The following is a 12,377-nucleotide window of genomic DNA, read 5'->3' on the forward strand; positions in this document are numbered from 1 at the left end:
AAAAAATCATGCCAGCACTTTGGCTGGCATGGGTATCAACGACTATTTAAGACGCCAAAGCGTAAGTTGGCATCGCTCTAGTTCAACTTTACGTGCGTTTTTGCTTATGGCGGACATTACTTCATCTTCAGCCAATAGTTCAAAATCTCGTCCCAGTAAAATTTCTAAACCATCACGGCCCGTGACATTCTCACCACTGACCTTATAACCGCCCAACCAGTTTTGTGCTTGGGTTAGCGCCTTGTCCCACTGATAGGCTGAGCTTATCGCAAGGATCCCGCCTGCATTCAAGCGCGATTTAATTTGGTTTAAAAAGGTTTTTGGTGAATATAAGTATTCCACAACACGATGACACAAGATTAAGTCATACTCGGCGAATTGTGGTTTAAGGTTATGCCCATCCCCTTGGCAAAAATGAATACGCTCACTGAGTTCATTAAATCCCAATTGCGAAGTAGACACTTCGTGGAAGTCCACGATTTCACCTTCAATCTCGGTAGCAAAGCGTACCGGCGTGCCTTCTTTTAAGGCCAACGCGTGTTGAATATTGCGCGCAGTAAAATCAATGCCATCTACTTGAGCAAAGTGTTTCGCTAATTCAAAACTTGCACGACCGACCGAGCACCCCAAGTCCAGCGCTTTATCTGTATTACCTTGATAATGCACCATTAGCTGTGAAACAACACTTTGCAATGGGTTGCCAAAATGCATAACAGGCTTGCCGTAGTGGCTATGTAGCGCATTGGCGACGTCCGCATCCATTTCACACAAGTTGACCTTTTGCACTGGCACTTGTGGGCTCTCACTTTCGATGTATCTGAATCCGGCATGTTGGAAGAAGTGGCGTCTAAAGGCATAACGAGAATCTCGCACGGCTTCGTTGCCTGTAGAAATCCAAGAACCACCTTTTATCAGATTGTGTTTACCGTCAAAAGTGGGTGTCGAGAAATCATCGTATAAAGGGTGCACTTTAAAGCCGCTATATGCGTCAATCGGACTTTCCGTCCATTGCCAAACATTGCCGATGATGTCGAATAAGCCTTCAGTTTCAAAACGGTTAACCGGACAGCTTGAAGCACATACCTCAAGGTTAATGTTTCCTGGCGCTTCACTCCATGTCGGCAGATCAACATCGAGCTTATCGCGTAGTACTTGCCACTCTGCTTCTGTTGGTAAGCGTACAAAGAGCTCACTTTGCTCAGACTTCCAATTACAAAAAGCCTTAGCTTCGAGGTAATTAACCTCAACTGGCCAATTGAGTGGTAATGGAATTTCCTCGGCTAAGTTTCGCTGCCAAAAGCCTGTGTCTTTTTTTACCCAAAAGCGCGGCATGGTTGATTTAGTTGAAGCCAGCCAAGCTTGACCTTCAGCCGTCCAAAACTCAGGCTGATTGTAGCCACCAGCTTCGACAAAGGTTAAAAACTCTTGGTTTGAGACCACATATTTACTGGCCTTGAATGGCGCCACTTTGACGTCTTGTACACCATATTCGTTATCCCAGCCGTAGGTTTGATTTGATTCAGGTTTACCGAGGCGAACATTACAACCGCTTACTGAGATTAGGTTGTTGTCAGGTGTATCACCGTACTCATCACACGCTTCCCAACCGGGTTGTAAAGTCAAGTCAGCCAGCGGCAGCATCCGCATTATTACAGAAGAGGTTTCTAGGTGGATACGTTCGTGTTCAATACCCATTAGGACAACCCACGCAAGGCTATCTTGAGTGATTGGTAGGGTAATATCCATCTCATCGATTAACCCGTTAATAAGCGCATTCACTTGTTGGCGATAAGCACGCACTTCTGGCACTGTTGGCCAATCGTAATTATTGCTATCAAGGTCGTCCCAAGACATTTCATCTACACCGACAGCGCAGGTAGATTCAATATGAGGATTAACGCGTTGAGTGATGTATTTCCCTAACATCAACTTATTAACGTAAAAACAAGCTGTATGACCGAAATAGAAAATGAGAGGATGCCGTAACCGCTCAGCCTTCACAAAATAGGCGTCGTCATTGTTGATATTGCTAAATAATGATTCGTACTGCTGCCAGCTATTGTTGAAGTATGCTTTGATCTTAGCGCGCTTTTTCTCTACATCGCCACCCGAAAGCCAGATTGGCTTTAATGTATTTGGTCTTTCCATACAATTATCTTCTTTAAACTTGCTACTTCGATACATACACCATTTCAATGCATGCAGCTTTTAAACTTTGCTCACTTTGCCACTTAATACCAATGGCATCTTGCTGTATACGTTTGATAATCTAGCTTAGACCACTGATATCAACTTTTTATGACCTTAACTTATTCACATTTAATTTTCACTGCCGACAGGGCGATTTTCGGAAAAAACTTCACTTGGCACATCTGGCATATGTGATAAAAATAAAAAGAGCGCAACTTAGGTCACGCTCTTTTGGCAGCGGGGCTGCATCACAATGAAATTTACGCGACAGCTGGCTCTATAGACTCAGCCGAGCTGGACTCCAATGTCAAAAACACCAACACCATGATATTGGCGATAAACCACAAGTCTTTAATCACAAATTGTCCCAAACCACCAAGCAAACTCATGTCGCTAAACGCACCGGCTGCGGTAAACAAAAAGCTTTGTGTCATAACAAATACCGCAAGACACCCAAGGCTTGCAACACCAATCAAGACTCGCTGTTTGAACCAAATGCCAATGCCGAGCAAGCCTGCCATCAACATGTCATAGGCGCCTATCACGTTTGAGGCTTCTTGCACGGTAAACAACTCATACATCCAAGACATAAACGGTGAAGTTTCCACTAGCGGCACGATTGCCTTTGCTTCAAGTTCGAGAAATTTCATTCCACCTATCCAGACTAAAACCAATGCCACGGGGAAATAGTTCGCCCATACGAGCGTTCGCGTGTTGATATGATGACGGCAGTAGAGAAATAGTGCGATGGGTACTAACGCAAAATACTTGATGATCCCTTGCCCAGAACCAATAACGGGAAAGCCGCCATGAGCTGCTATCCAGCGATTTTCGGCAAACAACGTCAACAACGTAAATAAACTAATGATGGCGATTAAGGCAAGCGGCCACGCCGCAGGAATAATCTTACATTGCTGTAAAATGACTAGACCCGCGGCGACCATTAATGCAAAGCCAAATACAATGCCAAGCGTGGCAACAGGCACCCACTCCGTTAACCCGTAAAAGCTAAAGGTACCTGAAATGGTACTTGGCCCAGCGCCAAACAAAAATGAAATGCCAAGCAGTAATAAGCTCACTGCTAACACGCCTGAAATAGAATAATCGATAGTTCTGAACGACATATCTAACCTCTTAATATGCTATTGTCTATAAGACCCGAGGTTTGAGAAAGTTCATTCAGTGTTTGTGAAGTTTATACCCATTGCAAGCTGTGTTAAGTCGTTAGGTCGACAGCCCAGTTCAACGCCAGTGCGCCGCAAAGTCAATGAGTCGCGTTAATATTGGGCTTTGAAATTTATCTTTACGCGTCACCAACCAAAACTGCCTCGGTACGGTTTTTAAACCAGAAAGCGCCTTAATTCGTTGCTGTGCTATGGCATGTTCAGCGGAGTATTGTGAGATACATGCTACACCGAGCCCTGCCGCAACACCATTTATAATCGCCTCGGTGGAGTTTAACTCAAACGCGGTTCGCCACGACGTAAGCTGCGCTGCAATGTTCGCTAAGAAAAATTCTCGACTGCCGGAGCCTTGTTCCCGCAACAACCAACGAGATTGACTTTGTATCAGCGTTTGAAAGTCAGTTACCGCAAAGTCCATTGCACTCACGATACACATTTCATCTTCAAACCAAGGCATGATGTCTAAATCTTCGCCTATCACTCGACCTTCAACAAAACCAATATCTAATTCGTAATCACGAAGCATGGCACACACCTTCGCCGTATTGGTGATAAACAACTGCTGCTGCGTATGCCCTGTTTGCTGCTGAAAAGCCGCTAACATGGGAGGCAGCAAATGATTGCCTAAAGTATCGCTGGCACCAATTTTAATTTCGCCATATAGCCTCTCGCTTTCTTTAAATAGGGACTCTAAGAAGCGACATCTATCAAGCACTTGATGCGCATGCGGTAGTAATAACTCTCCGGCAGGATTTATCATTAATCGATTATTTACACGATCGAATAATGGTTGTTCGAGGTGACGCTCTAACTCCGCCAGTGCCATACTAACAGCAGCTTTAGTTAAACATAGCTTATCCGCTGCGGCCGTGATCGAACGCTCTTGCACGATTACCGTAAATACATTGAGTTGCTTAAGGGTTATCATTAAAGTTAAGAATTATTGAACACTAATTTAAATATATTCAGATATTCTTAATTAAAGCGCAAGCGTATTATCCCTGCACCGAACAATTGTTGTGAAATTACGCATGGCTACTCTTCTTTCTTATGGTAAAAAACTCACCGCCAATATCCCCACCCCGATGTCTGGTCTTGCTCTTGGGCTAGCTAGTTTAGGCTGGTGTATCAGTAACCTCTTTCCCACATTTTTTGTGTTAAAACCTTTAAGTGCACTGCTGGCTGGCTTTATTTTATTGTTGTTAGTGCTTAAGTTTATTCATCAACCAGCTCTATTAAGAGCAGATCTCGCAGATCCAATAGTTGGGAGTGTATTACCAACCAGTGCCATGACAATCATGGTGATTTCGCATAGCATCGCGGCCTATTCACATCTTATTGCAACTGTGGTTTGGCTACTCGCCATTGTGCTTCACCTAGGGTTGCTAACCAGCTTTGTGTATTTTCGCAGCCGCAATTTTGAGCTTAACCAACTAGTGCCAAGTTGGTTTATTCCCCCTGTGGGGTTTGTCGTTGCCGATGTCACCTTTAACGGCATGGCAGCGTTGCAACCTTTGGCGATGGGGCTTTGGTACTTGGGAGTGATATTTTATCTGCTGCTGCTACCGTTCATGATTTACCGTTTGTGTAGAGGCAGTGCCATACCACAGCAAACCCAGCCCACAATTGCAGTCATGGCAGCGCCTGCAAGTCTATGTTTGGCAGGATATTTAAGTGTCCATCCAATGCCAGCGGCTGGCGTGGTGTTTGCCCTATTGAGCATTGCTATTGTTATGACCTTAGCGATATACATTGCTTTTATTCAGCTTCTACGGCTGCCATTTAGTCCCGCTTTTGCAGCATATACCTTTCCATTAGTCATCGGCGTCACCGCCATTAGTAAGGTCGTCACTTGGCCCGGCAGCGAACACTTAAGCTTAGGCTGGTTAAGTGTGTTGCAGTACCTAGTTTGGTTTGAACTTGTTGTTGCGATCGCTGTAATTAGCCACGTTTGTATTCACTATACGCGATTCTTACTAAAAATAAGCGCCGCCAATTCAGAGAGTTAAAGCTAATATTGCAATAACCTAAACACACACCATTTACTTAGCATGCTAACTAATCTAGAATACTTAGCATGCTAAGTAAATATATCTTAAGTTATGTCGTCACTTCCATTTCATGAAACGCTCGATCTTAGTCTCTGTGGCAAGTTAGGCCGAGTCCATAGAATTTGCCGTCAAGCTGTAACCCAAGCTGTGGAGCCACTCGGTTTTACCCAGCCACGCTGGACCGCCATGATGCATATTCATCATTTGGGTGAAGGTTGCACACAACACCAATTGGCGTGCAGTCTAGATATCGAAATGCCAAGCCTGACTCGCACGATGAAACAGTTAGAAGAGAATAACGTCATTGAGCGCCGCATTGATAAGCAAGACAAACGCTGTCGTAAAATCTACTTCACCGAACACGGGCAAGCCCAGTTAGCGCAGCTAAAGATGCGGATCAGTGAAGTTAAGGCACTTTTATATCATGGGCTTAGCGATGACGAGCTCAATGCTATTGCACATGCTTTGGTCAAACTTGAGAACAATGCTCAGCATTGTTGTGACAATATTTCTGAAAATGGGAGTACCAGTGAGTAAACTTAGTCCAGATCAGCAATTTTCCCGCTACGTAAAGGTTTCAATCGCCCTTTTTGCACTCTGCTTTAGCTATTTTATCTTTGCTGATCTCTATATACCAATGACGCCCCAGGCACGTGTGTATCATCAAGTAACCAAAGTGACGCCTAAAGTCAGTGGTGAAGTGCTTGCAGTAAATGTCAGCAATAACCAAAGAGTTCAGCAAGGGCAACTACTACTTACTATCGACGAAGCACCGTATCGTTTAGCATTAGCTAAGGCTGAGCTCGCTTTGGCAAAAGTTAATCAACAGAACAAACAATTAGACGCACAGGTAGTTGCCCAGCAAGCACTAATAGAGGCTGCTGTAGCCAAGTATGATGAGCAACAGCGACTTTATAAACGCAGCCAATCTTTGCTGTCACAACACGCAATTTCAACGCAGGAATCAGATCAAATTAAAGCAAATTTTGCGACGGCTAAGTCACAGCTCAGTGCACTCAAAGCTAATCTACATGCGCTTGAAGTAAAGCGTGGTGCAACCGACGAACAGAATATTGCACTAATGCAAGCACGAAATGCCGTAGAGCAGGCTAAATTGCAACTCAGTTATACCGAAGTCCGCGCGCCCCATGATGGCATCATTAGTAACTTACAGATCACCACGGGAACCTATGCTCGCACGGGTGTGAGCCTAACCAGTTTGGTTTCGGACAATGTTGACTTAGCTGCGGATTTCAGAGAAAAATCGCTTTACCACGTTAAACTTGGCGAACAAGCGCTAGTGAGCTTTGATGCGTTACCGGGCAAAGTATATCCTGCCGTGATCCATGAATTTTCTGCCGGCGTTAGTGATGGACAGCTCAATGCCGACGGCCAATTGGCTGCCGTTGAGACCTCCAACCGCTGGGTGCGAGATGCGCAGCGTCAACGCGTTCATTTAGCATTTGATGAGCCATTACCTTTACTAGCAAGTGGTGCCAGAGCGACAGTTCAAGTCCTGCCTGAAAGCACTTTGCTTGCAACCCTTGCACAAGCGCAAATCAAATTCGTCAGTCTACTTCACTACGTTTATTGATATGAAAGTTGCACTAAACGCCAATGACCTAAGACAGATGCTGCGTATTGCAACTGGGAGTACGCTAGGCTTTGCACTAAGCAAACTGCTCAACTGGCCGTACGGTATCTTTTTTACCGTCTATCCCATGCTGCTACTTGGCTTAGTACCAATGTTAAACGCACACATAGTGCGCCAGTTTATCTTAAGTGGGTTGGTCTGTGCCTTTTCGGTATTGGTGCTACAAGGGCTATTTGGCTTCCACCCTGCGTTAATGTCCTTACTCACCTTTGCCTTATTTGCCTTTTTGTTTTTGCAAATGAGCAAAGGCGTTAACTTCTTATTTGGTGCAATGAGTGTGGTGGGACTGTCAATCCAACTTCATTTTGCCAGTTATGCTTCAACCAGTGGCGGCTTATATTCACTCATAGCCAGTAACTCTCTGGCTATTATCATTAGTATCGCAACCGCATATGTAATGCATTGGTTATTTCCGGATGTTACTGTGCGTCAATTACCGCCACGGCCAGCGAAAGACGCGGCAAGTATTCGCCATGAAGTCTTACTGTGCGCCACCGTAGCCACACTCTCATTTATGATATTCCAAATCCTAGATTTACAAGATTCCGTTTCCGCCCAAGCGGCATCAATATTAATCCTTTTTCCACTGAGTTGGAAAGCGGCGGGCACAGCGGGCTGGCAACGTGCAGTTGGCACGCTGATAGGTTGTAACTTGGCGTTAGCAGCGCAAATCCTACTGCAAACCTATAGCCAAATTTTACTTTTTCCAATTTTGATTTTATGGATCTTAGTCTTCATTTTTAGTCGCTACCACTTGTTAAGTGGTGGTGCTCCTGGGATTGGCTTTGGTATTATTACCACTTTTGGGATCTTGTTTGGCCAATCTCTCGCACCAAATCAAGATTTAATCTACAGCGCACTGTATCGCTTCAGTTCAGTGAGCGTTGCAATTACGGTAAGTCTCTGTGCAATCTACCTTATTCATCGCCTACTTAACCACTTTAGTGCAACGCGCCACCATACCTACGCCTGAATAAAAGGAATCCACTTGAAGCTTGGAAAACGCTTACAGACTTTGCATGATGTTGTTACTGAAGACTATCAACATATTTGGGACTGCTGCTGCGATCATGGCCAGCTTGGCGCACAATTTTTAGATTCGAGCCAAGCGCACATACACTTTGTTGATGTAGTCCCAGCGCTTATCGCGAAAGTAAAATTGGATCTCGCGCGCTTCTTTCCAGAAGCTGAAACGCGCTATAGCCTTTACACCCAAGACGTTGCGAAGCTCCCTCTTGCACAATACTCAGGCAGGCAGTTAGTGATCATCGCAGGTGTTGGCGGCGACTTAACCGCAGAACTGATGACAAGTCTTTGCTGCAATTTGCGTGACGAGGTCGATTTCTTGCTTTGCCCAGTTCATCATCATTATACCTTGAGGCAAACCTTGCAATCTTTGCCACTTAAGGTGATCCATGAATCATTGGTTGAAGAAAATCGACGTATTTACGAAGTGCTCTATCTCACTTCAGGTAAGACTGGCACTGCCATAACCCCATTGGGCGAAGCGATTTGGCAACAAGGCACGCTGTCCAAACGCTATTTAGAGAAAACGCTGGATCATTATGCACGAGTTGCCAAAGGCAAACCCGAAGCGCAAGCCATTTTATTGGCTTATCAACACCTTACACTATAAAACACAGCGCACTCAGCCAAACTAGCTGAGTGCCATAACTTAATCGCTGATAAAGTCCACTATTACGCTTTTGCTTGTAAGCGTTGGCAAGCTGATAGCTAAAACCGATACAAACAAGTACACAAGCAGTAGAAAACCAAGCAAATAGCGAGTTTAACGGGCTTACAAACCAGACCAATAAAGGTGCGATGAGTAAGCTTAATAGCATTACCATGCCCGCGAAAGAATGAATATTACACGCTCGACTTGGCGAGGTTGTGTATGGATCCCGATCCATAGGAAAGAAACCTGCAACAGCGGTTGCTAGACCATGACAAACAATCAAACCGCCGATAACACCTAACGCCCAGTTCCCTTCGGGTACCAAGATGATATAAAAACCAAAACAACAAAATAAAAAGGCTAAGGGGTAATTATTAACTGCAGGAGACAATCGCTCTGTTGGGCTGCCACTGGCGCCTAACTCACTACAAAATTGATTTTTGTGACTATAATTTGGGTAACGCTTGGCAACGCCATACACCCCTACCAGCATCCATATACTTGCTAGTATGCCAAAATAACTCACCAACTCTTGCAACATCACGCCTATCCTTAATGCGCTAAATTTATGTCTACACACTTTATACTAATTTAGGAACATACGAAACCAAGCAGCTGCATTCAATTTAGTGTATTTTCCAGCGCTCCAAAATAGCTTGTTGTTGACCACTTTGACTTAATTCCGCTAGTGCGTGCTGCAAGCGGTTCGCAAGCTCATTGGGAAACTCTGCATTCACAGCCAGAGCCAACTCACTTGGGAAATGCTCAAGAAGTAACTTATGCTCAATTGCTTTTGGGTCCAGCTTAAGGGCGTTTAGTTCTTTCTCGAGTGTTAGTGTGTTGGTTAGTACAAAATCAATCCGGCCCTTAAACAATAAATTCCAAAGACTTTGGTAGTTTGACACTAATATCAGCTCATAGCCTTCAGAAAAACCAGCTTGTTTGAGAAAGGTTTCACTATAATAACCGCGTATGGTTCCGGTACGATACCGCTTTGCAGCATCAAGATCGTTTATTGGCGTTTGAGATTGTTTCAGGCCAATAAGTGATGCGGACGTATGGCACATAGTACCCAAAAAGCGGAAATAGACTTCTCGAGTTGGTGTTTTTAGCCAAGATAACAGCACCACATTAGGTTTAGTTTCTAATTCGTGTAACACACGTGCCATCGGCATTATTTCAATTTTAGCAGTAACATTTGCTTTATCTGCTACCGCTTGAGCAAGCTCAACCAGGCCACCATCCACTTCTCCTTGGCCATTAATAAAATGATAGGGAGGCAAATCTTCCGCAACAAAATGCACAGTTTCTTGCAGCGAAGCAATTATTTTGGTTGATGCAAGTAGCGCCATAAGGAATAAAGTTTTCCGGATCATTTTATCTCAATAAATTAAATAATCATTCGGTCAGTGTGCCCGTATTTACATTGCAATTCAATCCGCAGCAATGGCTATATTACTTCAGAAAGTATTTCATTTGATAATCCAGTACATCATGTAGTAATGGTTTTACCTCGCCATGGGCACAGTTAGCTACTTATGACCTGCGTTTACCGCTGCCAGACCTTGCCAATCTTCTAAATCTTGTTCTGGCTTTTCAGCACGAAATTGTTGATACAATACGATACCTTGCTCATCTTCTAAAATATCGACTTGTACGCCCTTGCTTTCAAGTAGCGGCTCATTGCCTGAAGCATTCGTGATATCCCCCACCACGACTCGCTGAAAACCACGCATGTAGAGTAATGTTGCGCATACGTCACAAGGACTTAGGCTGGTATACAAAGTGGTTTTACTAAAATCAATCCGTCCCGCATCTCGAATTGCCGAGGTTTCACCGTGATTATATGGGTGACTCTCTTGTACTAACGTATTATGTCCTTTACCTACAATTTGATTGGTCTCATTATCAACAATAACCGCACCAATTGGGCAACCGCCCTCTTCATAACCCTTTTTTGCTAGCAAAACAGCAATGCGCATAAAGTCTTTATCGCAAAGCTTACGCGTAAAGTTGCTATCGAGTAATATGCCAAGACTCTTGGTTGGCATATGTGCAATAGCATTGAGCGCTTCGCTATTTACTTGGGTTTCTGCGTTGAGTAATACAGTCATTTTTTTATTCCTTGTTGTATTATATGAACCGAGCATAACACTATAACTTGGCGCAATTATGAAGTACCCAATCACATAGCTTATCTAACCAAGGTTTTGCCGCATCTAGCGGCCAACCGCAATTGATCCGCAGATGATCTTGATACAACTCACGACTTGTAAATAAGCTGCCTTGGCGAATCTCAATCCCAAGTTCAGCGAGCCGTAAAGCTAGTGCATCACAGTCAATATTAGGCAGTTTCAGCCATAATGCCATTCCGCCCTGAGGGGAAGATATTTTACAGCTCTTTGGTAAACGCGATTTCAAATAGCTTTGGTAAGCGAAGCAGTGTGCCGCTAAGGTACGATTAAGCGTCCGTAAATGGCGCTGATAATGTCCTGTCTCAATAAAGCGTGATACCGCCATTTGTAAACATTGATTTGGCATGCCGTGAAATGCCTGCATGAGCGCGGCCACTTGGCTTTGATAACGCCCAGCTTCACACCATCCAACTTGCAAGCCCGGCGCTAACGTCTTAGACACTGAGCTACACCAAATTACATATCCGGCTTTATCCCACGCCTTTATCGGTAAAGGCATTGTTTGATTATGGCTCAGCTCCCCAAAGACATCGTCTTCAATAATCGCTACTTGATACTGCGCAGCAAAATCCGCAAGCCACGCTTTTTGTTGCACAGATAGACTGTGCCCTGTTGGGTTTTGGTGGTTTGCCGTAAGCAAACACACTGACACCCTTTGCGTTGTCACTACCTGTTCCAAGGCTTCTAGGTCGAGTCCTTCGGGCGTCGTTGGGATCTCAATCACCTTGAGCTGTAGCGTTGCAAGCAGTTGCAATAAACCTTGATAACAAGGTGACGGCACCACCACACAATCCCCCGCTTTTGTAACAGCCTGCAGTCCCGCCATCACGGCTTGAATACAGCCGCCAGTCACCACGAGATTATCAGGATTCAGCGCCAACCCCTTTTGTTTAAAGTGCTTAGTTAGATTCTCTCTAAGCGACGTCAGCCCCATCGCATTGGGATAATGAAAATGGTGATACTGAGGAGAGTCGAACGCTTGCTTTATAAACTTAGTCAGGCGATTTATGGGCATCAATTCAGGTGCTACTTGCACCGTCGATAACATTGTATTGAGCCCTACGACAGAGGGTCTTAACGCACTTTTAGGAGATTTCACTTCACTCGTAAACGTGGCAAAGTCAATGTCACTATTTTTTGCTTTCGGTTTACAAATATAAAAACCAGATTTCTCTTGAGAAGCTAAGAAGCCATTATCCTGTAATTCCTCATAGGTTCTAATTGCGGTACTCATGCTCACGCCATGCTGCTTGGCAAAGATCCGAAGCGAAGTCATTTTTTCACCGCATTGACGCTCACCAGCATTTATCTCTGCAATCACCTGCTCACTTAATGTAATAAACTTCCTCGCCATCTGTACCCTTAATAACCAAGAATTCTGTATCTGTACTGCATTTTTATCGAAGTTACACTGTAATTCCAGTA

The 12,377-nt window shown here is 44.4% G+C and carries 12 protein-coding genes; 5 read left to right on the forward strand and 7 right to left on the reverse strand.

The features are described 5' to 3' along the window. Window positions 1–42: 42 nt before the first annotated feature. From ovoA to GSF04_RS16165, 3 genes are all read right to left on the reverse strand, one after another. Window positions 43–2,148, reverse strand: a complete 2,106-nt coding sequence (ovoA, locus tag GSF04_RS16155) for a 5-histidylcysteine sulfoxide synthase (RefSeq protein ID WP_211857861.1) — start codon at window positions 2,146–2,148, stop codon at window positions 43–45. Window positions 2,149–2,450: 302 nt separating this feature from the next. Beyond that, complete coding sequence (locus GSF04_RS16160; RefSeq protein ID WP_211857862.1) at window positions 2,451–3,314, reverse strand: DUF417 family protein; 864 nt, start codon at window positions 3,312–3,314, stop codon at window positions 2,451–2,453. 118 nt (window positions 3,315–3,432) lie between these two features. After that, window positions 3,433–4,302 carry a LysR family transcriptional regulator gene (locus GSF04_RS16165; RefSeq protein ID WP_211857863.1) on the reverse strand — a complete coding sequence of 290 codons (870 nt, stop codon included), beginning with the start codon at window positions 4,300–4,302 and terminating at the stop codon, window positions 3,433–3,435. A gap of 103 nt (window positions 4,303–4,405) precedes the next feature. On the opposite strand from GSF04_RS16165, the gene GSF04_RS16170 reads away from it, so the two are divergent. From GSF04_RS16170 to GSF04_RS16190, 5 genes are all read left to right on the forward strand, one after another. Beyond that, window positions 4,406–5,383, forward strand: coding sequence for a TDT family transporter (locus GSF04_RS16170; protein ID WP_211857864.1), 978 nt, complete (start codon window positions 4,406–4,408; stop codon window positions 5,381–5,383). Between the two features lie 93 nt (window positions 5,384–5,476). Further along, entirely contained in the window at window positions 5,477–5,962 is a 486-nt protein-coding gene (locus GSF04_RS16175) for a MarR family transcriptional regulator (RefSeq protein ID WP_211857865.1), read from the forward strand. Further along, window positions 5,955–7,019 carry an HlyD family secretion protein gene (locus GSF04_RS16180; RefSeq protein ID WP_211857866.1) on the forward strand — a complete coding sequence of 355 codons (1,065 nt, stop codon included), beginning with the start codon at window positions 5,955–5,957 and terminating at the stop codon, window positions 7,017–7,019. The genes GSF04_RS16175 and GSF04_RS16180 overlap by 8 nt, the downstream gene beginning before the upstream one ends. A 1-nt stretch (window position 7,020) precedes the next feature. Further along, complete coding sequence (locus GSF04_RS16185) at window positions 7,021–8,052, forward strand: DUF2955 domain-containing protein (protein WP_039497279.1); 1,032 nt, start codon at window positions 7,021–7,023, stop codon at window positions 8,050–8,052. 15 nt (window positions 8,053–8,067) lie between these two features. Beyond that, complete coding sequence (locus tag GSF04_RS16190; protein WP_211857867.1) at window positions 8,068–8,715, forward strand: tRNA (adenine(22)-N(1))-methyltransferase TrmK; 648 nt, start codon at window positions 8,068–8,070, stop codon at window positions 8,713–8,715. Here the strand turns inward: GSF04_RS16190 and GSF04_RS16195 are convergent. From GSF04_RS16195 to GSF04_RS16210, 4 genes are all read right to left on the reverse strand, one after another. Further along, on the reverse strand, window positions 8,705–9,298 hold the full coding sequence (locus tag GSF04_RS16195) for a DUF998 domain-containing protein (RefSeq protein ID WP_039497275.1): 594 nt from the start codon (window positions 9,296–9,298) through the stop codon (window positions 8,705–8,707). The genes GSF04_RS16190 and GSF04_RS16195 overlap by 11 nt on opposite strands. Before the next feature lie 85 nt (window positions 9,299–9,383). Continuing rightward, window positions 9,384–10,133, reverse strand: a complete 750-nt coding sequence (locus GSF04_RS16200) for a transporter substrate-binding domain-containing protein (RefSeq protein WP_249122397.1) — start codon at window positions 10,131–10,133, stop codon at window positions 9,384–9,386. A gap of 156 nt (window positions 10,134–10,289) precedes the next feature. After that, window positions 10,290–10,871 carry a nucleoside deaminase gene (locus GSF04_RS16205; protein ID WP_211857869.1) on the reverse strand — a complete coding sequence of 194 codons (582 nt, stop codon included), beginning with the start codon at window positions 10,869–10,871 and terminating at the stop codon, window positions 10,290–10,292. 40 nt (window positions 10,872–10,911) lie between these two features. Continuing rightward, entirely contained in the window at window positions 10,912–12,306 is a 1,395-nt protein-coding gene (locus GSF04_RS16210) for a PLP-dependent aminotransferase family protein (protein ID WP_211857871.1), read from the reverse strand. Window positions 12,307–12,377: the final 71 nt, after the last annotated feature.

The sequence above is a fragment of the Pseudoalteromonas sp. A22 genome (genome assembly GCF_018141345.1).
Classification (GTDB): domain Bacteria; phylum Pseudomonadota; class Gammaproteobacteria; order Enterobacterales; family Alteromonadaceae; genus Pseudoalteromonas; species Pseudoalteromonas maricaloris.

Bases quoted from the DNA above. Each gene is read 5' to 3' on its own strand.
- GSF04_RS16200 (WP_249122397.1), bottom strand. From the start codon at position 10,133: ATGATCCGGAAAACTTTATTCCTTATGGCGCTACTTGCATCAACCAAA.
- GSF04_RS16195 (WP_039497275.1), bottom strand. From the start codon at position 9,298: ATGTTGCAAGAGTTGGTGAGTTATTTTGGCATACTAGCAAGTATATGG.
- GSF04_RS16170 (WP_211857864.1), top strand. From the start codon at position 4,406: ATGGCTACTCTTCTTTCTTATGGTAAAAAACTCACCGCCAATATCCCC.
- GSF04_RS16160 (WP_211857862.1), bottom strand. From the start codon at position 3,314: ATGTCGTTCAGAACTATCGATTATTCTATTTCAGGCGTGTTAGCAGTG.
- GSF04_RS16175 (WP_211857865.1), top strand. From the start codon at position 5,477: ATGTCGTCACTTCCATTTCATGAAACGCTCGATCTTAGTCTCTGTGGC.
- GSF04_RS16210 (WP_211857871.1), bottom strand. From the start codon at position 12,306: ATGGCGAGGAAGTTTATTACATTAAGTGAGCAGGTGATTGCAGAGATA.
- GSF04_RS16185 (WP_039497279.1), top strand. From the start codon at position 7,021: ATGAAAGTTGCACTAAACGCCAATGACCTAAGACAGATGCTGCGTATT.
- ovoA (WP_211857861.1), bottom strand. From the start codon at position 2,148: ATGGAAAGACCAAATACATTAAAGCCAATCTGGCTTTCGGGTGGCGAT.
- GSF04_RS16205 (WP_211857869.1), bottom strand. From the start codon at position 10,871: ATGACTGTATTACTCAACGCAGAAACCCAAGTAAATAGCGAAGCGCTC.
- GSF04_RS16165 (WP_211857863.1), bottom strand. From the start codon at position 4,302: ATGATAACCCTTAAGCAACTCAATGTATTTACGGTAATCGTGCAAGAG.